General features: G+C 60.4%; 17 protein-coding genes and 1 pseudogene. 10 read left to right on the plus strand and 8 right to left on the minus strand.

The window, feature by feature from the left end; translation table 11 throughout:
- The first annotated feature begins 111 nt into the window (after positions 1–111).
- The 7 genes from QWJ46_RS03865 to QWJ46_RS03895 all read left to right on the plus strand — a co-directional run bounded on the left by QWJ46_RS03865 (position 112) and on the right by QWJ46_RS03895 (position 10,795).
- Entirely contained in the window at positions 112–1,578 is a 1,467-nt protein-coding gene (locus tag QWJ46_RS03865) for an alpha-glucosidase/alpha-galactosidase (RefSeq protein ID WP_302749122.1), read from the plus strand.
- A gap of 124 nt (positions 1,579–1,702) precedes the next feature.
- Positions 1,703–3,790 (plus strand): ABC transporter substrate-binding protein, encoded by a 2,088-nt coding sequence (locus QWJ46_RS03870; protein WP_302749123.1) that lies wholly within the window; start codon positions 1,703–1,705, stop codon positions 3,788–3,790.
- A gap of 206 nt (positions 3,791–3,996) precedes the next feature.
- The gene (locus QWJ46_RS03875; RefSeq protein WP_184455867.1) at positions 3,997–5,004 is read left to right on the plus strand and encodes an ABC transporter permease; all 1,008 of its coding nucleotides are present in this window, start codon (positions 3,997–3,999) and stop codon (positions 5,002–5,004) included.
- Position 5,005: 1 nt separating this feature from the next.
- Entirely contained in the window at positions 5,006–6,142 is a 1,137-nt protein-coding gene (locus QWJ46_RS03880; protein WP_302749124.1) for an ABC transporter permease, read from the plus strand.
- 10 nt (positions 6,143–6,152) lie between these two features.
- Complete coding sequence (locus tag QWJ46_RS03885; RefSeq protein WP_302749125.1) at positions 6,153–7,820, plus strand: ABC transporter ATP-binding protein; 1,668 nt, start codon at positions 6,153–6,155, stop codon at positions 7,818–7,820.
- 22 nt (positions 7,821–7,842) lie between these two features.
- The gene (locus QWJ46_RS03890; RefSeq protein WP_302749126.1) at positions 7,843–9,213 is read left to right on the plus strand and encodes an alpha-glucosidase/alpha-galactosidase; all 1,371 of its coding nucleotides are present in this window, start codon (positions 7,843–7,845) and stop codon (positions 9,211–9,213) included.
- Between the two features lie 349 nt (positions 9,214–9,562).
- A complete protein-coding gene (locus tag QWJ46_RS03895; protein ID WP_302749127.1) occupies positions 9,563–10,795 on the plus strand; it encodes a serine hydrolase in 1,233 nt (410 codons plus the stop codon).
- A 760-nt stretch (positions 10,796–11,555) separates the two neighbouring features.
- Here the strand turns inward: QWJ46_RS03895 and QWJ46_RS03900 are convergent.
- Positions 11,556–12,467, minus strand: a complete 912-nt coding sequence (locus QWJ46_RS03900; RefSeq protein ID WP_302749129.1) for a LysR family transcriptional regulator — start codon at positions 12,465–12,467, stop codon at positions 11,556–11,558.
- A gap of 98 nt (positions 12,468–12,565) precedes the next feature.
- Here QWJ46_RS03900 and QWJ46_RS03905 point away from each other — a divergent pair, with 98 nt between their 5' ends.
- On the plus strand, positions 12,566–13,357 hold the full coding sequence (locus QWJ46_RS03905) for an SDR family NAD(P)-dependent oxidoreductase (protein ID WP_302749130.1): 792 nt from the start codon (positions 12,566–12,568) through the stop codon (positions 13,355–13,357).
- A gap of 280 nt (positions 13,358–13,637) precedes the next feature.
- Here QWJ46_RS03905 and QWJ46_RS03910 read toward each other — a convergent pair whose 3' ends face one another.
- The 7 genes and pseudogenes from QWJ46_RS03910 to QWJ46_RS03940 all read right to left on the minus strand — a co-directional run bounded on the left by QWJ46_RS03910 (position 13,638) and on the right by QWJ46_RS03940 (position 18,764).
- Complete coding sequence (locus tag QWJ46_RS03910; RefSeq protein ID WP_302749131.1) at positions 13,638–13,919, minus strand: RT0821/Lpp0805 family surface protein; 282 nt, start codon at positions 13,917–13,919, stop codon at positions 13,638–13,640.
- 157 nt (positions 13,920–14,076) lie between these two features.
- A complete protein-coding gene (locus tag QWJ46_RS03915; RefSeq protein ID WP_302749132.1) occupies positions 14,077–15,165 on the minus strand; it encodes a methyltransferase in 1,089 nt (362 codons plus the stop codon).
- A gap of 315 nt (positions 15,166–15,480) precedes the next feature.
- Positions 15,481–15,724, minus strand: a pseudogene (locus QWJ46_RS03920) (type II toxin-antitoxin system VapC family toxin); the annotation flags it as partial.
- A gap of 65 nt (positions 15,725–15,789) precedes the next feature.
- On the minus strand, positions 15,790–16,596 hold the full coding sequence (locus tag QWJ46_RS03925) for an ABC transporter ATP-binding protein (RefSeq protein WP_302749133.1): 807 nt from the start codon (positions 16,594–16,596) through the stop codon (positions 15,790–15,792).
- 12 nt (positions 16,597–16,608) lie between these two features.
- Positions 16,609–17,310, minus strand: a complete 702-nt coding sequence (locus tag QWJ46_RS03930) for an ABC transporter permease (RefSeq protein WP_302749134.1) — start codon at positions 17,308–17,310, stop codon at positions 16,609–16,611.
- Positions 17,307–18,032 carry an ABC transporter permease gene (locus tag QWJ46_RS03935; RefSeq protein ID WP_008526401.1) on the minus strand — a complete coding sequence of 242 codons (726 nt, stop codon included), beginning with the start codon at positions 18,030–18,032 and terminating at the stop codon, positions 17,307–17,309. The genes QWJ46_RS03930 and QWJ46_RS03935 overlap by 4 nt, the downstream gene beginning before the upstream one ends.
- Positions 18,033–18,065: 33 nt before the next feature.
- Complete coding sequence (locus QWJ46_RS03940) at positions 18,066–18,764, minus strand: GntR family transcriptional regulator (protein WP_302749135.1); 699 nt, start codon at positions 18,762–18,764, stop codon at positions 18,066–18,068.
- Positions 18,765–18,939: 175 nt separating this feature from the next.
- Here QWJ46_RS03940 and speB point away from each other — a divergent pair, with 175 nt between their 5' ends.
- Together speB and QWJ46_RS03950 are read left to right on the plus strand one after the other, a co-directional pair.
- On the plus strand, positions 18,940–19,986 hold the full coding sequence (gene speB / locus QWJ46_RS03945) for an agmatinase (RefSeq protein ID WP_302749136.1): 1,047 nt from the start codon (positions 18,940–18,942) through the stop codon (positions 19,984–19,986).
- Between the two features lie 80 nt (positions 19,987–20,066).
- Entirely contained in the window at positions 20,067–20,909 is an 843-nt protein-coding gene (locus tag QWJ46_RS03950; RefSeq protein ID WP_302749137.1) for a transporter substrate-binding domain-containing protein, read from the plus strand.
- The last annotated feature ends 72 nt before the right edge of the window (positions 20,910–20,981 follow it).

Consider the following 20,981-nt stretch of genomic DNA (forward strand, 5'->3'; position numbering starts at 1 on the left):
CGGGAGGAAAACAGGCAGTTTTACGGCTTTTTCAACCCCATGCACCGGCATGCGGCCTGTTCCTCCACATCAATCTTTTCTCTAGCATTCGATTGGACCGAGGTGAAGATCATGAGTTTCAAAATCGCTATCATCGGTGCGGGCAGCGTCGGTTTCACCAAGAAGCTGTTCACCGACATTTTGTGCGTGCCGGAGTTCCGCGACGTCGAATTCGCGTTGACGGATCTCAGCGAACATAACCTCGAAATGATCAAGGCGATCCTCGACCGGGTCGTCGAGGCGAACAAGCTGCCGACCAAGGTGACGGCGACGACCGATCGCCGCAAGGCGCTGGAAGGCGCGCGTTACATCATCAGCTGCGTCCGGGTCGGCGGGCTCGAAGCCTATGCCGACGATATCAGGATCCCGCTGAAATACGGCATCGACCAGTGCGTCGGTGATACGATCTGCGCCGGCGGCATCCTTTATGGCCAGCGCAACATTCCCGTCATCCTCGACTTCTGCAAGGATATAAGAGAAGTCGCCGAGCCGGGCGCGAAATTCCTCAACTACGCCAATCCGATGGCGATGAACACCTGGGCGGCGATCGAATACGGCAAGGTCGACACCGTCGGCCTCTGCCACGGCGTCCAGCATGGCGCCGAACAGATCGCCGAGGTTCTCGGCGCCCAATCGGTGCGCGAACTCGATTACATCTGCTCCGGCATCAACCATCAGACCTGGTTCATCGACCTGCGCCTCAATGGCCGCAAGATCGGCAAGGACGAACTGGTCGCCGCCTTCGAGGCGCATCCCGTCTATTCGCAGCAGGAGAAACTGCGCATCGACGTGCTGAAGCGGTTCGGCGTCTATTCCACCGAAAGCAACGGCCACCTCTCGGAATACCTGCCCTGGTACCGTAAGCGGCCGGAGGAAATCACCCGCTGGATCGACATGTCCGACTGGATCCACGGCGAGACCGGCGGTTACCTCCGGCACTCGACGGAAACCCGCAACTGGTTCGAGACGGAATTCCCGCAGTTCCTCGAATCCGCCTCCAAGCCGATCGATCCGGCCAGGCGCTCGAACGAACATGCCAGCCACATCCTGGAAGGGCTGGAAACGAACCGGGTCTATCGCGGCCATTTCAACGTCAAGAACAACGGCGTCATCACCAACCTGCCATCCGATGCGATCATCGAATCGCCGGGCTTCGTCGATCGCTTCGGCATCAACATGGTCTCGGGCGTCACCCTGCCGGAAGCCTGCGCTGCCACCTGCATCGCCTCGATCAACGTCCAGCGCATGTCGGTGCATGCCGCCATCTCGGGCGATATCGACCTCTTAAAGCTTGCCGTGCTGCACGATCCGCTGGTTGGCGCCGTCTCGACGCCGGAGGAAGTCTGGCAGATGGTCGACGAGATGGTCGTTGCCCAGGCGCGCTGGCTGCCGCAATATGCCGATGCCGTGCCGGCTGCCAAGGAGCGGCTGTCGAAATCGAAGGTGCAGACCCGCGATTGGGCGGGGGCTGCCCGCCGCAACGTCCGCTCGATCGAGGAGCTGCGTGCGGAAAAGGCGGCGCTGAAACAGGCCGTCTGACTTTTTCGTGGAAGATGGGTCGTCATGGGTTTCCGGGAGGGAAATCCATGACATCAAACCCGCTTTCACATCGTGCGAGGAACAGGAGCCCGCGTGACCGCGCTCCGAAACAGAGGGAGAAACGATGATGAATTTCCGCAAGACAAGCATTCTGGCCGGACTGGCGCTCGGCGTCTCAGTCATGGCGCTGAATGCCTACGCCTCCGAGGCGACCGTTCCGCCGGTGCCGCCGGAATTCCCGGCCGAAGGCAAGATCAACTATGTCGCGCGCGACTCCATCCTGGAGTTCAAGGCGCTGCCCGAATATCACGAGCCCGACTGGGTCACCAAGAATTTCGTCGCCAGCGGCAAGCTGCCGGCGGTCAAGGACCGGCTGCCGAAGGAGCCGCTGGTCTTCAAGACCGGTAATATGCCCGACGGCACCGGCGTCTACGGCGATACGATGCGCCATGTCATCGGCGGCCGGCCGGAAGGCTGGAACTACGGCGCCGGCCAGACGCAGGGCTGGGGCGGCATCGACATTGGCCTGTCGGAATGCCTGACGCGCACCGCGCCGCTCTTCCAGGTGAAGGCCCAGGATACCGAGCCGCTGCCGAACCTTGCCAAGAGCTGGGACTGGTCGGAGGACGGCCATAAGCTGACCATGCACCTGATCGAAGGCGCCAAGTGGTCTGACGGCGCGCCGTTCAACGCCGACGACATCATGTTCTACTGGGAAGACGAGGTCATCGATCCGAACGTCTCGCCGCTCGGCGGCGGCGCTTCGCCAGAAGCCTTCGGTGTCGGCACGACGCTGAAGAAGATCGACGATTACACGGTCGAATGGACCTTCAAGGAAGCCTTCCCGAAGCAGTACCTCTACACGATGGCCTACCCGAACTTCTGCCCGGGTCCGTCGCACATCCTGAAGCCGCAGCATCCGAAATATTCGAAGAACACCTACGACCAGTTCAAGAACGCCTTCCCGCCGGAGTTCATGAACATACCTGTGATGGGCGCCTGGGTGCCGGTGGAATATCGCCCCGACGACATCATCGTCCTGCGGCGCAATCCCTATTACTGGAAGGTCGACGAAAAGGGCAATCAGCTGCCTTATCTCAACGAGCTGCACTACAAGCTCTCGACTTGGGCCGATCGCGACGTTCAGGCCGTGGCCGGGTCCGCCGATTTCTCCAATCTCGAGCAGCCGGAAAACTTCGTCGCCTCACTGAAGCGCGCTGCGGAAAAGACCGCGCCCGCCCGCCTTGCCTTCGGCCCGCGTCTGATCGGCTATAACTTGCGCATGAACTTCTCCGCTAATGGCTGGGGCAACCCGGACGAGCGCGGTCAGGCGATCCGCGAGCTCAACCGCAACGAGGACTTCCGCAAGGCCGTCAGCATGGCGCTGGATCGCAAGGCGATCGGTGACTCGCTGGTCAAGGGGCCGTTCACGGCGATCTATCCGGGCGGACTTTCCTCCGGCACCAGCTTCTACGACCGCAACTCCACCGTCTATTATCCCTTCGATCTCAAGGGCGCCAAGGCGGAACTTGCCAAAGCGGGCCTCAAGGATACCGACGGCAACGGCATCGTGAACTTCCCGGCCGGCACAGCGGGCGGCAAGGATGTCGAAATCGTCATGCTGATCAACAATCAGTACACGACCGACAAGAGCCTTGCGGAAGGTGTCGTCGGCCAGATGGAGAAGCTCGGCCTGAAGATCGTTATCAATGCGCTCGACGGCGCCAAGCGTGACGATGCCCATTATGCCGGCCGCTTCGACTGGCTGATCCAGCGCAACACGACGGAGCTGTCGTCGGTGGTGCAGAATACCGAGCAGCTTGCCCCGGTCGGTCCGCGCACCAGCTGGCATCATCGCGCCGGCAAGGACGACAAGCTCGATCTGATGCCGTTCGAACAGGAACTTGTCGACGTCGTCAACAAGTTCACCACCAGCCAGAACAATGACGAGCGCGTCGATCTGATGAAGCAGTATCAGAAGATCTCGACCGAACACGTCAATACGGTGGGACTGACCGAATATCCCGGCGCCCTGATCATCAACAAGCGCTTCTCCAACGTGCCCCAGGGAACGCCGATCTTCATGTTCAACTGGGCTGAAGATTCGGTTATCCGCGAACGCCTGTGGGTGGCTGCCGACAAGCAGGGCAAATACGAGCTGTTCCCCGAGCAGCTGCCCGGCAAGCCCGGCGATAAGGGCCCGACCAACTGAGGCCCGAACAACTGAGGCCCTATCAACTGACGCATGTTGCCTGAAACCAAGAGCTAAAGCGCGTCGCATCCGATGCGGCGCGCGGGAAGAGTTCCCTCCCAGCTGAAGTGAGTTCCGGGCCGCGCGTGCCGCGCGCGGCCTGATATGACCAACGAGCCGGCCGCGCCGACAGGAGCGACTGGCGGCAAAGCGAAGCGAACCGTCCGATGTTACGATTCCTGCTCGTGCGCATAGCCTCCGCGATCCCCGTTCTCTTGATCCTGAGCGTGGTGACTTTCGCGATCATCCAGGCTCCGCCCGGCGACTATGCCGATTACATAAGATCCCAGCTGATCAACCAGGGTGGCGCATCCTATGCCCAGGCCGACGCGCAGGCGCAGGCCTATCGCGTCGAACACGGCCTCGACAAGCCGCTCGTCGTCCAATACGTCAACTGGATCGGCGGCATCGTCACGCGCGGCGATTTCGGCTACAGCATGTTCTACAACAAGCCGGTGGCCGACGTCGTCGGCGAACGCCTGCCGCGCACCCTGCTGCTGGCGCTCGTCTGCCACATCTTCGCCTCCGTGCTCGGCATCGGCTTCGGCATCTGGGCGGCGACGCGGCAATATAGCTGGATCGACAGCACGCTCTCGGCAGTCTCCTTTCTCGGCATGACGGTGCCGCGCTTCCTGATGGCGCTGATCATCGTCTATCTCCTGGTCTTCCAGTTCAACGTGACTGAGATCGGCAGCTTCTTCTCGCCGCAATATGGCGGCGCACCCTGGTCCTGGGCGAAATTCCTCGATCTCGTCCACCATGTCTGGCCGGTTGTGGCGATCGCCACCTTCGGCGGGCTCGCCTACAACATGCGCGTCATGCGCGGCAATCTGCTCGATACGCTGAATGCCCAATATGTCGAGACGGCAAAGGCCAAGGGCCTTTCCGGCAGCGCGGTGGTGATGCGCCATGCGGTGCCGAACGCGCTGCATCCGCTGGTGATGTACCAGGGCGTCGTGCTGCCCTACATGCTGACCGGCGAGATCGAAACCGCAATCATTTTTGCATTGCCGACCGTCGGCCCGGCGATCGTCGGCTCGATGGCGATCGGTGACGTCTATGTTACCGCCACCTTCATGATGGTGCTGTCGGCGACGCTGATCGTCGGCAATATTATCGCCGACATGCTGCTCGCGCTTCTCGATCCGCGCGTGCGCCAGTTCGGAGGAGCCTGAGATGCTTGCTTTCGATTCGTCCGACACACCACCGACAACCGAACCCGCAGTCAAGAAGCCTTCGCATGGCAGCGAAAGTTATCTGGCGCTCGTCTGGCGCCGGCTGCGGCGCTCCTGGACCGGCGTGATCGGCCTCGTGCTCGTCGGGCTCTTGATCCTGATGGCGGTCTTTGCCGATTTCTTCGCGCCGATCGACCCGAAGGCGACCGATGTCGGCTTCGCGCCGCCGCAGGTGATGAGCTTCCACGACAAGGACGGAAACTTCGTCTTCCAGCCGCGCGTCTATGCGCTGTCGGATTCCGAGGAGCTCGATCCCGTCACCTTCCAGCCGATCGTCGGTATGGACTACGACAATCCGCGGCTGCTCGGGTTCTTCGTCAAGGGCGCGGAGTACAAGCTGTTCGGCCTGATCCCGGCCGACCGGCACTTCTTCGGCTCGACCGACGGGCAGCCGGTGCATTTCCTCGGCACCGACAAGTTCGGCCGCGACGTGCTGTCGCGCGCCATCATCGGCTCGCGCATCTCGCTAATGATCGCGCTGACAGTGGTCTTCATCGTCACGCTCATCGGCACGACGGTCGGCATGGTTTCCGGCTATTTCGGCGGCACCTTCGATATCTGGCTGCAGCGCTTCGTCGAACTGGTGCTCGCTTTCCCGCAGCTGCCGCTCTATCTGGCATTGACCTCGCTGATCCCGGTGACGGCGCCGACCAATGTCTTCCTCGCCTTCGTCATCGTCGTCATGTCGGCGCTCGGCTGGGCGCAGATGTCGCGCGAGGTGCGCGGCAAGACCTTGGCGCTTGCCCGCATCGATTATGTCCGGGCGGCGATGGCGGTCGGCGCCACCGACCGGCGCATCATCATCCAGCATATCCTGCCCAACGTCTTGAGCCACGTCATCGTCGCTGTGACGCTCGCTATCCCGAGCGTCGTGCTGCTGGAATCTTTCCTCGGTTTCCTCGGGTTCGCCGTCAAGCCGCCGCTGATCTCCTGGGGGCTGATGCTGCAGGATACGGCGACCTACTCGGTCATCGGCTCCTATCCCTGGATTCTCTCCCCCGTTGGCTTCGTGCTCGTCACCGTCTTCGCCTTCAATGCGCTCGGCGACGGACTGCGCGACGCAGTCGATCCTTATTGAGGTGATTGATATGGCTCTTGCACTCGTCAATTCCTTCGCCCCGCCCGTCCGCCACGATCATGACGGCCGCTCCGACACGCCCATCATCGACGCCCGCAACGTCGCGGTGAACTTCAAGGTCGAGGACGGTATGGTCGAAGCCGTCAAGGACGTCTCCTTCCAGCTCTATCGTGGCGAGACGATCGCCATCGTCGGCGAATCCGGCTCCGGCAAATCGGTGACGGCGCGAACGGTGATGGGGCTTTTGTCGAAGCGCGCCGTCGTCTCGGACAAATCGACCGTCTCCTATGACGGCAGCAACATCCTGAAATTCTCCGAGCGGGCGCGCCGCAAACTGCGCGGCGACCGTATCTCGATGATCTTCCAGGAGCCGATGAGCTCGCTGAACCCGATCTATACGATCGGCAGCCAGATCGTCGAGGCGATCCGAGTCCACCGCCGGATCAGCCGGAGGGATGCGGAAAAACGCGCGCTCGAGCTGCTCGAACATGTGCAGATCCCTGATCCCGCCGCCAGGCTCATGCAATATCCGCATCAGCTTTCCGGCGGCCAGCGCCAGCGTGTGATGATCGCCATGGCGCTCGCCAATGATCCGGATGTCCTGATCGCCGACGAGCCGACGACGGCGCTCGACGTCACCGTGCAGGCGCAGATCCTCAACCTCATTCGCAACCTGCAGAAAGAGCTGGGGATGGCCGTCATCCTCATCACCCATGATCTGACGGTGGTGCGTCAGTTTTCAGATTATGTCTATGTGATGCAATATGGCGAAGTGCGCGAGCACAACGTCACCGAGGCGCTGTTTGCCAATCCGCAGCACGCCTATACCCGGCATCTGCTTGCCTCCGAGCCGCGCGGCCAGGCCAATCCGCTGCCGGAGGGATCGGATATCATTCTCGACGCCAAGGGCGTGCGCGTCGGCTTCATGATGCGCCACGGCACTTTTCTCAAGCCCGAGATGCGCGAGCTCGTCGCCGTCGACAGCCTGAGCCTGACGCTACGCCGTCACGAAACCCTCGGCCTCGTCGGCGAATCCGGCTCGGGCAAGACGACCTTCGGCCAGGCGATCCTGCGACTGAACACGCCGCAGGCCGGCGAGATCCATTTCGACCGCCAACCGATCCATGGGCTTTCCAGGGCCGAGATGCGGCCCTTCCGCGCCCGCATGCAGGTGGTGTTCCAGGATCCGTTCTCATCCCTCAACCCGCGCATGACGATCGGCCAGATCATCGAGGAAGGCCTCGTCGTCAATCGGCTGGGCGCCACGAGGGCCGAACGGCAGGACCGGGTGCGGGAGGCGCTGATTGCCGCCGGCATGCCCGGCAACATCCTGTCGCGTTTCCCGCATGAATTTTCCGGCGGCCAACGCCAGCGCATCGCCATTGCCCGCGCCATCGCCCTGGAGCCGGAATTCATCCTGCTCGACGAGCCGACATCCGCACTCGACCTCTCCGTCCAGGCGCAGATCATCGAACTCCTGCGCAAGCTGCAGGACGAGCGGGGCCTCAGCTACCTCTTCATCTCCCACGACCTCAAGGTCGTCCGGGCGCTCTGCCATCGCGTCATCGTCATGCAGCATGGCAAGATCATGGAAGAGGGGCCCGTCAACGAAGTTCTCACCAATCCCAAGACCGCCTACACCGAACGGCTCGTCAAGGCCGCTTTCGAGGTAGCATGATTATCGAATGCCGGAGGCTATAATGGCAGGAAATCCCAAAATCACCTTCATCGGAGCAGGCTCCACCGTCTTCATGAAGAACATCATCGGCGACGTGCTTCAGCGTCCGGCGCTCTCGGGCGCGACGATCGCGCTGATGGACCTCAATCCGCAGCGGCTTGAGGAAAGCGCCATCGTCGTCAACAAGCTGATCTCGACGCTCGGTGTGGCGGCCAAGGCCGAGACCTACTCCGATCAGCGCAAGGCGCTTGCCGGCGCCGATTTCGTCGTCGTCGCCTTCCAGATCGGCGGCTACGAGCCCTGCACGGTCACCGATTTCGAGGTGCCGAAGAAATACGGGCTGCGCCAGACGATCGCCGATACGCTCGGCGTCGGCGGCATCATGCGCGGGCTTCGCACCGTGCCCCATCTCTGGAAGGTCTGCGAGGACATGCTCGCCGTCTGCCCGGAGGCGATCATGCTGCAGTATGTCAACCCGATGGCGATCAATACCTGGGCGATATCGGAGAAATATCCGACCATCCGCCAGGTCGGCCTCTGCCATTCGGTGCAGGGCACGGCGATGGAGCTGGCGCACGACCTCGATATTCCCTACGAGGAAATCCGCTATCGCGCCGCCGGCATCAACCACATGGCCTTCTATCTCAAATTCGAGCACCGGCAGGCCGACGGCTCCTATCGCAACCTCTATCCGGATCTGCTGCGCGGCTATCGCGAGGGCAGCGCGCCGAAGCCCGGCTGGAACCCGCGCTGCCCGAACAAGGTGCGTTACGAGATGCTGACGCGGCTCGGCTATTTCGTCACCGAAAGCTCGGAGCATTTCGCCGAATACACCCCCTATTTCATCAAGGAGGGCCGCGACGACCTGATCGAAAAATTCGGCATTCCGCTCGATGAATATCCGAAGCGCTGCATCGAGCAGATCGAGCGCTGGAAGGGCCAGGCCGAGGCCTATCGCAGCGCCGATAAGATTGAGGTGACGTCCTCGAAGGAATATGCCTCCTCGATCATCAATTCGGTCTGGACCGGCGAACCCTCAGTGATCTACGGCAACGTCCGCAACAATGGCTGCATCACCTCGCTGCCGGAAAATTGCGCCGCCGAAGTGCCCTGCCTGGTCGACGCCTCCGGCATCCAGCCGACCTTCATCGGCGACCTGCCGCCGCAGCTGACCGCACTGATGCGCACCAATATCAACGTCCAGGAACTGACGGTGCAGGCGCTGATGACGGAAAATCGCGAGCACATCTACCACGCCGCGATGATGGACCCGCATACGGCGGCCGAGCTCGACCTCGACCAGATCTGGTCGCTGGTCGACGACCTGCTCGCCGCCCACGGCGACTGGCTGCCGGAATGGGCCCGCATATCGGGTAAAGTCAAGGCTGCCTGACCTCCTCTCCCTGGTCAGGCGTCAAAGAGCCCCGCGGTATTGCAACAACCGCGGGGTTTTTTGCGTTAGATGAGGCTTTGCGATCAGGGGAAACTCGAACTCTTTGCACCCCACGGACCGGCGCAGTGTGACGAATTTGGCTGCGGGCATGCGTTGGAGGAGAGGTATGAGACTACTGTGAAAGTCGCACCACGTTTATGAACCTGGAGATCGGTATTTGTCTGCTGCGTCATGCTTCCTTGAGGCAATTTAGGAGGAATCGCCCATCTACTCGTCCATTTCATTTATATTTGCGGCGGCGTAATATAAGAACTTATTTGGCGATACTGCGCGGGAGCGCATTTGCCCGATGAGACAATTTAGTAGCGAATCAGTTCTTGATCCTACGGACCTCGGCTTCGACAAGGCGCGGCTGGCGCGACTGAAGCAGTGGATGCAGCGCTATGCCGACACCGGGCGCTGGCCTGGCGGTGCCGTGCTCATCGCGCGCCATGGAAAGCTCGCCTTTTTCGACTGCGCCGGGCACGTCGACGTCGAAGCCAAGCGGCCTTGGCAGCGCGACATCATCGCCCGCATCTACTCGATGACTAAGCCTGTCACCGCCGTCGCGCTGTTGATGTTGTACGAGGAGGCGCGAATTCATCTCGACGATCCGGTCGAAGCTTACCTGCCGGAATTCAAAGACATGCAGCTTCTGATACCGGCCGCAAAGTCGCTCGACCAAACCGTGCCCGTCAAAACGAAGATGACGATCCACCATCTGCTGACGCACACATCTGGCCTAAGCCTTTTTACGAACCCCGGAATACTCGGCGAAGCTTATGCCAAAGAAAAACTCGGCCTCGCCCTTGCCTACGGTGGGCTCGACAAGATGGTGCGCAGGATCGCCGAGCTGCCATTGGAATGGGAGCCGGGTACGAAATGGCAATACAGCACCGGGTTAGATGTCATCGGCCGCATCGTTGAAGTCGTTTCCGGTATGACGCTCGACAAGTACTTCGCGGCGCGGATATTCGAGCCCCTCGGCATGGACGACACCGGCTTCTATGTGCCGGAGTCCGGGATCGGCCGCTTCCCCCCGCTCTATGAGGCTACGGCTGGCGGCATGGCGTTGCACGAAGCGCCGGAGGTTTCGGCCTGGCGGCAAGGTAAGGTTGATACTTTTTGCGGCGGAGGCGGGCTAGTTGGAACCATCGACGACTATTGGCGGTTCGCCGAAATGCTACGTGCTGGAGGTGAACTCGACGGCGAACGCATCCTTAGTCCCCGCACTTTGAAATTGGCGGCGTGCAATCACCTGCCAGGCGATCTTGCCTCGTTGGCAGCCGAGGTTTGGGCCGAGACCCAATTTGATGGCGTCGGATTTGGTCTGTTGGGCTCCGTCGTCCTCGATCCGGCCGAGGCACAAATTTCGGCGCAGGTGGGAGACTATGGCTGGGGCGGGGCGGCAGGCACCTTCTTCTGGGTGAGCCCGGTCGACGACATGGTTGTGATTCTCTTTACGCAACTATTGCCCTCGAGCGCCATTCCCGTGCGCAAAGAACTGCGCGCACTCGTCAATGGGGCGTTGACAGGGGCCTGAACAACGTCGCGGCCGGCGGGGTCGTAAAGCCGCAGCTAGTGTGATCACGACCATGTGAGTTGCGATCTCGGCAGTCCATGAGCCGGACTGGCCTCGCTCGCTTATGGTGCCTTCCCAGATCGGAGCATCGCCCGTGCAATCGCCAGCTCGGCTTCGACCTTGCCGTTTTCCTTTTGGGTTATGTTGTCTGCAGCAATCAAGCGGCGGAGCGACCGCATCACCTCGCTACGCTGCCAGATAGCCGGCCTCCACGATGCACATTGGGGTAGCTGAGAAACCGGCCGAAGGCGGGAATGGTAGCCGTCACTTACAAAACATAGGTTTGGCGCGTAGACCGCAAAATTACGTGATCGCAGTAGCGGACACCAAGTACGTGCGATGCTGCTAACATGATGGGCCTCGCGCATTACGCGCGTAACCACCTTGAAGGATGCAATCATGAAGATTTCATCCCATACCTCGCGCGCTGTTGTTCGGCAAAAGGCTCGCGGACGGCGCATCTGCCCCGCATGATCTAATCGCAGGGGCAGGAACCGGCAGCAAGCACCCCGTCCTTGAAGGCCCGTGAATACGGACGCTGTGGGTTGTCCAGGACCGGACGCGCGGCCCTCTATTCAGCGACTGCAGATATCTCGCACGCGAAGGACACTGTTTCTCCACTGGTACCTGAGGAAAGGGTCAGCCGGTCGTAGCTCCTCGTCTCTTCAAGAAGAGGCTCATGAAATTCTGACGGCGGCAGTCTCTCGGACGGCTTAAGGCCTCACCCTAGCAAAGGCGATCCGTTCAATGTCGAAACCATGTGATCGATGAAGGCGCGAACGCGGTGCGGCAATGGGCCGCCGCCAACGTAGACTGCATGGACCAGTTCCAGGTCTCCTGGATTATGCTCTTCGAGCAATGGAACGAGCCGTCCAGCTGCGATCTCGTCTGCCACATGGAACAGACCGACGCGGGCAATGCCGACTCCCGCGAGCGCCATTTGTTTCATCGTCTCGCCGTTGTTCACGATGATGTTGCCCTTGACCGGCTGGGCAATCTCCCGCCCTTCTAACATAAACGGCCAAGTCGGCCTCTCACGCCGGAAGTTGAAGGTCAGGCAGTCGTGACGTTCGAGATCTGACGGAGTCGCGGGATGTGGTCGTTGCGTCAGATAGCTCGGCGCGGCGCAAACGACACGGCGGCTTTGCCCCAGCTTACGTGCGATCAGGCCGCTGTCCGGCAGATTGCCCACGCGTATGGCTACATCCGTCCTTTCTGCAATCAAGTCGACGACATCGTCGGTGAAGCTGAGATCGACGATCACATTTGGGTTGCGCACGATGAACTCCGGCACGGCCGGCGCCACGAACATCGTGCCGAACGGAATTGTCGTATTGATCCTAAGCCGTCCTCGCACGGCGCCGCCTGCTGCCTGCTGTTCTGCGTCGTTCAGCTCCTGTAGGATTCTCAGTGCGGCATGAAGATAGGCCTCGCCTTCTTCTGTGAGCGTCAGAGCGCGAGTTGTCCGCACCAGAAGGCGCGTGCCGAGCCTCGCTTCGAGGCGTGCGATCAGTTTGCTCACAGCTGACGGAGTGATGTCGAGATTACGGGCGGCAGCGGAGAACCCTCCGTCCTGCACGACGCGTGCAAACACTTCCATCTCACCGGAGCGCTCCATCAGGATCCGCCGCATTGATGATCCTCATTCACAGGTGCATGTCCTTGGTAGGCAATAGTGCCACCTGTTCTTAGATCATAAATTGCCTCCAGCAATCAATCTGGAGAGATAATATGGATCTGCAACTCACTGCCAAAACCGCTCTCATCACCGGTGCCACGGCTGGCATCGGTCTCGAAATCGCCCGCACGCTCGCCGGCGAGGGCGCTCGTGTCATCATTACCGGGCGTGACCGCAAGAAACTCGACAGCGCGATTGCCGACATCAAGGCATCCGCTGGATCTGATATCATCGGGGTGCTCGCGGATGCAGCCAGTGCTGAAGGTGCCGCAATCATTGCCAGGGCCGAGCCTTCGGTCGATATCCTCGTCAACAATCTCGGCATCTATGAGAGCAAGGCCTTCGGCGACATCACCGATACCGACTGGAGCCATCTGTTCGATGTCAACGTGATGAGCGGCGTGCGCCTGTCACGGACCTATCTCCCCGGCATGCTCGAGCGCAACTGGGGGCGCATCATCTTTATCTCGAGCGAGTCCGCCCTCGCCATCCCGCAAGACATGATTCACTACGCTACCACCAAGACAGCACAGATTTCGATCGCTCGCGGGCTGGCGCAGCTCACCCGCGGCACGAATGTCACGGTCAATTCGGTTCTGCCGGGACCAACGCGCTCGGAAGGCATCGAAGCCTTCCTGCGCAGTCAGGCAAACGACCCGTCCGCACCGATCAAGCAGATCGAAGCCGAGTTCTTCGCCACCGCACGCTCGGCATCGATCCTGCAGCGCATGGTGGAAGCCGAAGAGGTGGCAAATCTCGTCGCTTATCTCGCCAGCCCTCGCTCATCCGCCACAAACGGTGCCGCTCTGCGTGCCGAAGGCGGCCTCGTCAACACCATTGCATAAGGAGGCCATCCCATGTCCGGCGGGGCACTCAGCATCATTGCCACCATCACGGCCAAGCCCGGAAAGGAAGCGTTTTCGCGCGTCGCTTGATGTCAAAAAAGCGCTCCGTCCTGACCGCCCACTACAAAGTGGGTTGTTCAATCCCCTGAGATGCTCGCGAGATTTGGTCGGAAGCGACGCAGATTTCTATCTGGGCGCCGTTTCGCGATGCCACCTGTGTGGTGTGAACGCCGCCCCCAAGGAAAGGACCGTCTTTGGCAAAAGGTCGCCAGTGGTTACGCTAGTGGGTCGTTGCTGCTAACTTCCAAGAATTCCCAGAAGGACAAACGACGCCATCGAAGCGCGTAGTACCCTCAAGTGACTGGCGACTTGTCACGAAACCACGGCATCCATCAAGCCTATCGTGGGTGTCGATCTGTTCGATAACTCCGGCGCTCCCGGTCGACGGATTTGCCCAGGCGAGAGCTTTCGTTCCGACAGTTCCGCGGCCGACCACCTCTGCAATTACAGCTTGATCGCTGACTGAGGCGGCACCTGGTGAAACGGAAGGCGCAGCAGACACTTCGAGAGGTTCGGTGCGTTAGCAGGCGGCGAGAAACGCCACGCACGCGCACGCAATGATGACTATTCGTTTCATGCAGAAAATGATGGATCTGAAGACGACTATTTCAACCCACGGCGCATCAACTTTAGGGAAGGCTGCGCCGCCTTCACGGGTCCTAGTCAGAACAAGGCGATCGACATCGCGCCATTGATCGATCTTGCTCAACACCGGCCGAGCTCGCCGTTTCCGCGCATTCGGGCCTGAATCCGATCACCATCGAGTCCGGCCCCAGCAACGGCTCGACGCGCGTGGACACGAAACCCGCGTCGCGCATCCAGGCTTGGCAGTCGGCGCCGGTGTAGTCGAACCCTCCGCGAGTCTCGATCAGCATGTTCAAGCTCATCAGCAGGCCGAAGGCGTTGCTGCGGCGTTCATCGTCGATGACGGCGTCGTAGACGATCAGGGCGCCGCCGTTCGGCAGCGCGGCAAAGGCTTTTTCCAGCAGCATCCTCTTCTCGGCAAGATCCCAGTCGTGGAGGATATGCCCCATCACGATCACATCCGCATTCGGCATCGGGCTCTCGAAGAAGCTGCCGCTTTGGAAGCGGATGCGGTCGCTAAGGCCGTGCCGGCCGACGAACTCGTCAAATATCGGCTGCACGGCGGGCAGGTCGAAGCCGAGTCCCTGGAGATGCGGATGGGCTCGGGCGATCACCACCGGTACCATGCCTTGCGCCGCGCCCACATCGGCGAAGCTCGTATATTTCGACCAGTCGAACTTGGCGGCGATCGCCTGCGCCGCACCGGCGCTGATCCCGCTCATCGCCTCGAGGAACCCGCGCAGTCGTGCCGGCTCCGCATATATCGCAGCAAAGAAGTCCTCGCTGTGCTTGGCTTCGTTCTGCGGCTCTCCCGTGTGCAGAGCTTCGGTAAGCGAGCCCCAGAAACCGTAGAGCCGGGCATTGGCCATTTCAAGGATGCCGCCGATATAGGATGGCTTCGCCTTGTCGAGGAAGAGGTTGGTATCCGTGGCATTGCGATAGCGGCCGTCCTCGCGCTCGAGCAGCTTCAGGGCCACCAGGGTGTCGAGGAAGTCGCGGGCCGAGCGGGGATGCAGTTTCAGCCTGGCCTGCAGCTCGGGCAGGTCGGCCGAGCCGGCTGCGAGCTCGGTGAAGACGCCGAGCTCGACCGCGCTCAGCATGGCTTTGGAGGCCCAGAACCCCATGCCAAGCTGCATGATGTTGTCCGGCGTCGTTGCCCCCATCGCTCGTCTCCTCGTAGATCGTGTCGTCGAATAGCACCCGGGATTGGTGCGGTAACCGAAATCGTCCGACGGCGCTGCAAGGCCCAGAGCGTTCCGTCTCGTCGAGGCACCCTGCAGGAAAAATAGAGTGTTTTACGATGGCGTACAATTAATCAAGAATCACTAGCCAAGAGCCCGCGGCTGAGTGGATTCCCGACACCTGACTTTCACTGCGAAGTTGAGTCGCATATCGCCGGCGACGCCTCACACGGGATGCTTTCCTCGATGAAGTGGTAAGCCTTGATGAGGACATTAAAAGACTGAGAAGTGGCAGGATTATTTAGGTGTTGAGTTGCGAGCCTTGACCGGCTCATGCAATGAAGCGCCTGCCTTTTCGACCGCCTCAGACGCTTGTCCCTCGCTCATAACGCCGATCGCCGACCAGCAGTATCGAGGCGGGCAAGTGCGCACCTGTATAGCCGGTGCTCATGACGAAGATGCCGTGACGATCAATCATTGCCATCACTTCGTCGTGCATTGCGGCGAACGCTTGGCGCTGGGCTGCCAGAAGCGTTACCACGCGCTCACACGCAAGCTCCGTCCTTGCATTCGCCGTATTGTCCAAAAGGGTTGTGGGCTGTTACGTCACTTTCGCTCGTTCGCGAGGAACTGCCGAAACCGCTCGGATTGCGGACGGCTGAAAAGTTCGGATGGCTCGCCCGTTTCTTCGACGACGCCCTTGTGAAGAAACACCACTTTACTGGAGACGTCTCGAGCGAAGGCCATCTCATGGGTCACGACCAGCATGGTCCGGCCTTCTTCAGCAAGGGAGCGCATTACCTTGAGCACTTCGCCGACGAGTTCGGGGTCGAGGGCGGAAGTCGGCTCGTCAAACAGCATGACCTTCGGGCGCTGCGCCAGCGCGCGGGCGATTGCGGCGCGTTGCTGCTGCCCTCCGGACAGGTGCGCGGGATAGAAGTTTCGCTTGTCGGCGATACCGACCCGCTCAAGCAGGGCTTCGGCTTCGGCAATACATTCCGCGCGGTTGCGTTTCTGCACGTGCACCGGTGCTTCGATCAGGTTCTCCAGGATCGTCATGTGCGACCAAAGATTGAAACTCTGAAACACCATGCCGATGTGCTCGCGCATCCGATCGACTTGCCTGCGGTCGGCAGGTACCGTTCTGTGCCCTGATCGTTTCAGACCATATACCTCACCGCCGATACGGATCTCCCCGCTGTCGGGAACTTCGAGCATATTGAGACATCTGAGCATCGTCGATTTGCCCGATCCGGACGAACCGAGAATGGAAATCACATCGCCCTCGTGCGCTTCGAACGAAACGCCCTTCAAGACCTCCAACGGGCCAAAGCATTTCCGAAGATCTTTGACTGAAACGGCAGCGTCTTTGTCTTTGTTGTCGCTAACCGAAAATGTTCCCCTGCCAGACATGCATACTCCCATCTAAGATTGCGGCCGCATGCGCCTGTGCGGCGAAAGCCAAAATTCGACCAGCAAGAGCATGCGCGTCACGATAAAATTGATTGCGAGGTAGATCGCCCCCGCGACGATGAAGATCTCGAAGGCACGGAAGCTGTCGGCGATCAACTTTCCGGCCAGGCCGGTGACTTCCATGATCGTGATGACGGATGCGAGCGCCGTCGCCTTGAGCATCAGGATGATCTCGTTGCCATAGGCCGGCAGCGCGTGCCTGATGGCGATCGGAAGGATGATCCGTCTGAAGAGCAGAACGCCCGACATCCCGCAGGCGCGTGCCGCCTCGATCTCCTGGCTCGAGACGGCCCTGAGGCCTCCGCGGAAAATTTCGCTGCAGTAGGCGGCCGTGTTCAGAGTAAGCGCCAGCACCGCACACCAATAGGGCTCGCGAAAGAACCACCAGAGCCCGAGGTCTTGCAATCCGTGCCGAAACTGGCCGAGACCATAGTAGATCAGGAACATTTGGACGAGCAGAGGCGAACCTCTGAAGACGAAGACGTAGGCGCCGGCTATGTTTCGTCCCATTGCACCGCCGGTCACCGCCAGCAGCGAGATCGCAAGCGCCAGGATGCTGCCTGCCAGGATGGAAGTGACCGCAAGTTCGAGGGTTAGCGGCACACCGGTCAGAAGCGTGAGAAAAGTATCCCACATGAAGCTGATATCCGTCATAGCGCTCTCCTCACGCCCTGGGTCGTTCGAGCTTCCATTCGTTTGAACACAATCGAGGAGAACCAGGTTACGACGAGGTAGAGAATGACCGCCGACAGGTAGAACTCGAAGGGGCGGCGAGTGGAGCCGGCGGCGATTTGCGACTGGCGCAGCAGTTCGACGAGGCCCGTGACGGAGATCAATGCCGACTCCTTCAGCACGAGTTGCCAGGTGTTTCCAAGGCCGGGAATGGCGTAACGAAGGACGAGCGGCGCGACGATACGCCTGAATTTGGGCCACGGCCGCATCCCGACCGCGCTGGCGGCTTCGATTTCGCCGCGTGCAACCGATCTGTAGGCTCCGCGAAATACTTCGGCCTGATAGGCCGCCGAAACCACGCCAAGCGCCAGCGTCCCGGTCAAAAAGGCCGGCATTCCGATAAAACCTTGATACCCGAAAAGGCCGCCGACAGTCCCGAGGAAGGCGCTGCCGCCGAAATAGAAGAGGTAGATGACCAGAAGGTCAGGCACGCCGCGAAGGACGGTCGTGTAGCAGTCGGCAAGCCAGCGGAGGCCCATGTGGCGGGACAGCTGCATGAAGGTGACGACCGAGCCGATCACCGTTCCAGCCAGAAAGCCGCAGACGGATACACCGATCGTCATTGCCGCCGCGGTCAGAAGCAGCCACCCCCAACCGGTCGGTCCGAAACCGATGAGAGTCAGGTAACTACCGATAAATGCCATGCGTGGACCTCGTGATGACAGATCAGGGTTGGTTCATTCGGCAGCGCGCCGGTGCGCCCAAATGCGCTGAAGCTTCGACATGTTCTTGAGCGAGCTTCGGACATGCGCCCGAGCTGCGATCGCGGCAGCCTCCTTATCGCGTGCGCAGATGGCGTCCGCGATTGCCCGATGCTCGTCGAGATCGGTGTGCTCCAGGTCAACCCAAAGCACTTCGAGCCAAAGCGCCAGGCGAAGCTGCTGGTAAATTTGATCCGTCGCCCTCACGAGGGCCTCGTTTCGGGTCGATTCGACGATCACGCGATGGATGTGCAATCCAAGATCGAGATTGCGCGCAGCGTCCGATGGCGCCTCGTTGGTCGTTTCCTTGAGTTCCACCATCTGCATGATGACGTCGCGAAGCCGATCGAGGTCTTCCTCGGTCGCCATCTCGCAGGCGAGCTGTGCCGCGCAAACATCGAGCGCTTCGCGAACGACTAGGAGATTGCAGAATTTGGTGACGTCGAGATCGGTCACCGTGTAACCGAAATTCCGCTGCCCGACGACAAGCCCTTCCTCTTCGAGCTTCATCAGCGCTTCGCGCAGCGGTGTTCGGCTAACGCCGAAGCGTTTGGCAAGCGTAACTTCGGAAAGGCGCTCCGAGGGGCGAAGTTGGCCGCTGAGGATCAGGTCCTTCAATTGCGCATAGGTGCTCTCGCGCAACGATCCCCGCTGTTCCGTTTTGGTCGGTGCCAATCAATTCCCCTTCCATCTCTGGTCCATTCACCGGGTCCCGGCGAATTCACCATAACGTTTTTCCTCTTGCCCGATCAAGAAGAATACGATTATGTATACAATGTTGGCGACAACAAGCAATGGCCCTTGTCGGCTTTTGATCGCGGCCTGATGGGGCGGAACACATGGAGGTCCGATGTCGGAGATTCTCAGTCTGGACGAATTGCGGAAGCGCTATTTGAATGCTTCGGGCGGTGAATTGTTCGATGAGGAGTTTCGAAGAGTCGCCGAACTGGTCTTTGGTGACGGCGATAGCCGTCAGGCGCCCTATTGCGGCCTTCCGACATTGTTGAAGTCCCCGTATCGTCCCGATGCCGCACCCAATTTCACGGATATGGACATCGCGCTTTTCGGAATTCCCATGGATCTCGGGGTAACGAACCGATCGGGTGCGCGGTTCGGACCGAGAGCCGTACGCGATGTCGATCGCGTTGGTCCCTACAATCATGTTCTGCGAGCCGTCCCGACTGCAAATGCACGCGTTGCCGACGTAGGCGATGTCCCATTCAAAAGCCGTTTTGATCTGGCTGCGTCCCACCAGGATATCGAACGATTTGTGCACCGCCTGATAGGAGCTGGAGTCGTGCCCCTGGCGGTCGGCGGCGATCATTCGGTCAGCCTTCCCATTCTCAGGGCCGTCGGCAGGCATCGGCCCGTGGGTATGATCCACATCGATGCGCATTGCGATACGGGCGGGTCATTTGAGGGCTGCAAATTCCATCACGGCGGGCCATTCCGCCAGGCGGTTCTCGACGGTGTTCTTGACCCCAAACGGACGATCCAGATCGGAATTCGAGGAAATTCCGAGTATCTGTGGGAGTTCTCCTATGCATCGGGCATGACCGTCATTCATGCGGAAGAAGTCGCCGATCTCGGCATCAGGGGCGTGATCGCAAAGGCGAGAGAAATTGCCGGATCAGGCCCGACATACGTCAGCTTCGATGTCGATTCTCTTGATCCGGCGTTTGCGCCCGGCACAGGGACGCCGGAAGTAGGCGGGCTGACATCCGCCCAGGCGCTTGGAATTCTGCGCGGTCTTTCAGGTTTGAACATTGTTGGCGGCGACGTCGTCGAGATCGCTCCGCAATACGACCCAACCTCGAACACGGCGCAAATTGCCGCTCAGGTCTTATTCGAACTGCTCTGCCTTGCGGCCGAGGCAATCAAGGTTCGCGTGTCCTAGCAAATCGCCGGATGCGCGGAGTCTGCAACAGCCTTGCCTTGGGAAAAGGGGCAGGGCGCTACAAAAAGGGGAATGCCATTATGCAACTATCCAAACTTTTGCTGACGTCCGCCCTGCTTGGCGTGCTGTCGGCTGGCGTTGCCGTCGCTGAGACAAAGCCGACGGAAATCACCATTGCAACCGAGGGCGCATACGAGCCCTGGAATTTCACCGGCCCCGACGGCAAGCTCGCAGGCTTCGAGATCGACCTCGCCAACGACCTCTGCGCTCGCATGAAGATCAAGTGCACCATTGTCGCCCAGGATTGGGACGGGCTGATTCCATCGCTCACTGCGAAGAAGTTCGACGCCATCATGGCGTCGATGATCGTTACCGAGAAGCGTCTTGCCGTCATCTCGTTCAGCAAGCCCTATGCTTCGACGGCGGCCGCCTTCATGGTCGATAAAACCGGCCCTCTCGCAAATCTGCCGGGAACCGGAACGACGGTCGACCTCGCCGGCGACAAGGAGAAGGTCGAGCAGGAATTGCAGCCGCTTCGAGACGCCCTGAAGGGCAAGGCCGTGGGCGCCCAGGTGTCGACGGCGAACGCAGCCTTTCTCGATGCTTATTTCAAGGGTGTCGTCGATCCCAGGGAATACAAGACCGTCGAACAGCATGACCTCGACCTTCAGGCCGGTCGTATCGACGCCGTCGTTGCCCAGAAGACGTCACTGAATGCAACGCTCGGCAAGGAAGACTTCAAAGACTACAAGATCGCCGGCCCGACCTTCAAAGGCGGGGTCTTCGGGCAGGGCATCGCGGCAGGCCTTCGCAAGGACGACACCGTCCTGAAGTCGATGTTCGATGCGGCGATCGAAGCTGCCGAAGCGGACGGCACGATCAACAAACTCGCCCAGAAGTGGATGAAGACGACGCTTGATTGATAAAGCGTCAGCGCTCGCATTTCGGCAGCGATTGGCAGCCGGCGCACCGAGAGGTCGCGCCGGCTGACCGGC

The sequence above is a fragment of the Rhizobium sp. CBN3 genome (assembly GCF_030518245.1).
GTDB classification, from domain to species: Bacteria; Pseudomonadota; Alphaproteobacteria; order Rhizobiales; family Rhizobiaceae; genus Rhizobium; species Rhizobium aethiopicum_A.

Excerpts from the sequence above, each read along its gene's own strand:
- QWJ46_RS03865 (WP_302749122.1), top strand. The coding sequence starts at position 112 with ATGAGTTTCAAAATCGCTATCATCGGTGCGGGCAGCGTCGGTTTCACC.
- QWJ46_RS03925 (WP_302749133.1), bottom strand. The coding sequence starts at position 16,596 with ATGTCTGGCAGGGGAACATTTTCGGTTAGCGACAACAAAGACAAAGAC.
- QWJ46_RS03900 (WP_302749129.1), bottom strand. The coding sequence starts at position 12,467 with ATGCGGCGGATCCTGATGGAGCGCTCCGGTGAGATGGAAGTGTTTGCA.
- QWJ46_RS03950 (WP_302749137.1), top strand. The coding sequence starts at position 20,067 with ATGCAACTATCCAAACTTTTGCTGACGTCCGCCCTGCTTGGCGTGCTG.
- QWJ46_RS03870 (WP_302749123.1), top strand. The coding sequence starts at position 1,703 with ATGATGAATTTCCGCAAGACAAGCATTCTGGCCGGACTGGCGCTCGGC.
- QWJ46_RS03875 (WP_184455867.1), top strand. The coding sequence starts at position 3,997 with ATGTTACGATTCCTGCTCGTGCGCATAGCCTCCGCGATCCCCGTTCTC.
- QWJ46_RS03915 (WP_302749132.1), bottom strand. The coding sequence starts at position 15,165 with ATGGGGGCAACGACGCCGGACAACATCATGCAGCTTGGCATGGGGTTC.
- QWJ46_RS03880 (WP_302749124.1), top strand. The coding sequence starts at position 5,006 with ATGCTTGCTTTCGATTCGTCCGACACACCACCGACAACCGAACCCGCA.
- QWJ46_RS03895 (WP_302749127.1), top strand. The coding sequence starts at position 9,563 with ATGAGACAATTTAGTAGCGAATCAGTTCTTGATCCTACGGACCTCGGC.
- QWJ46_RS03905 (WP_302749130.1), top strand. The coding sequence starts at position 12,566 with ATGGATCTGCAACTCACTGCCAAAACCGCTCTCATCACCGGTGCCACG.
- QWJ46_RS03890 (WP_302749126.1), top strand. The coding sequence starts at position 7,843 with ATGGCAGGAAATCCCAAAATCACCTTCATCGGAGCAGGCTCCACCGTC.
- QWJ46_RS03930 (WP_302749134.1), bottom strand. The coding sequence starts at position 17,310 with ATGACGGATATCAGCTTCATGTGGGATACTTTTCTCACGCTTCTGACC.
- QWJ46_RS03885 (WP_302749125.1), top strand. The coding sequence starts at position 6,153 with ATGGCTCTTGCACTCGTCAATTCCTTCGCCCCGCCCGTCCGCCACGAT.
- speB (WP_302749136.1), top strand. The coding sequence starts at position 18,940 with ATGTCGGAGATTCTCAGTCTGGACGAATTGCGGAAGCGCTATTTGAAT.
- QWJ46_RS03935 (WP_008526401.1), bottom strand. The coding sequence starts at position 18,032 with ATGGCATTTATCGGTAGTTACCTGACTCTCATCGGTTTCGGACCGACC.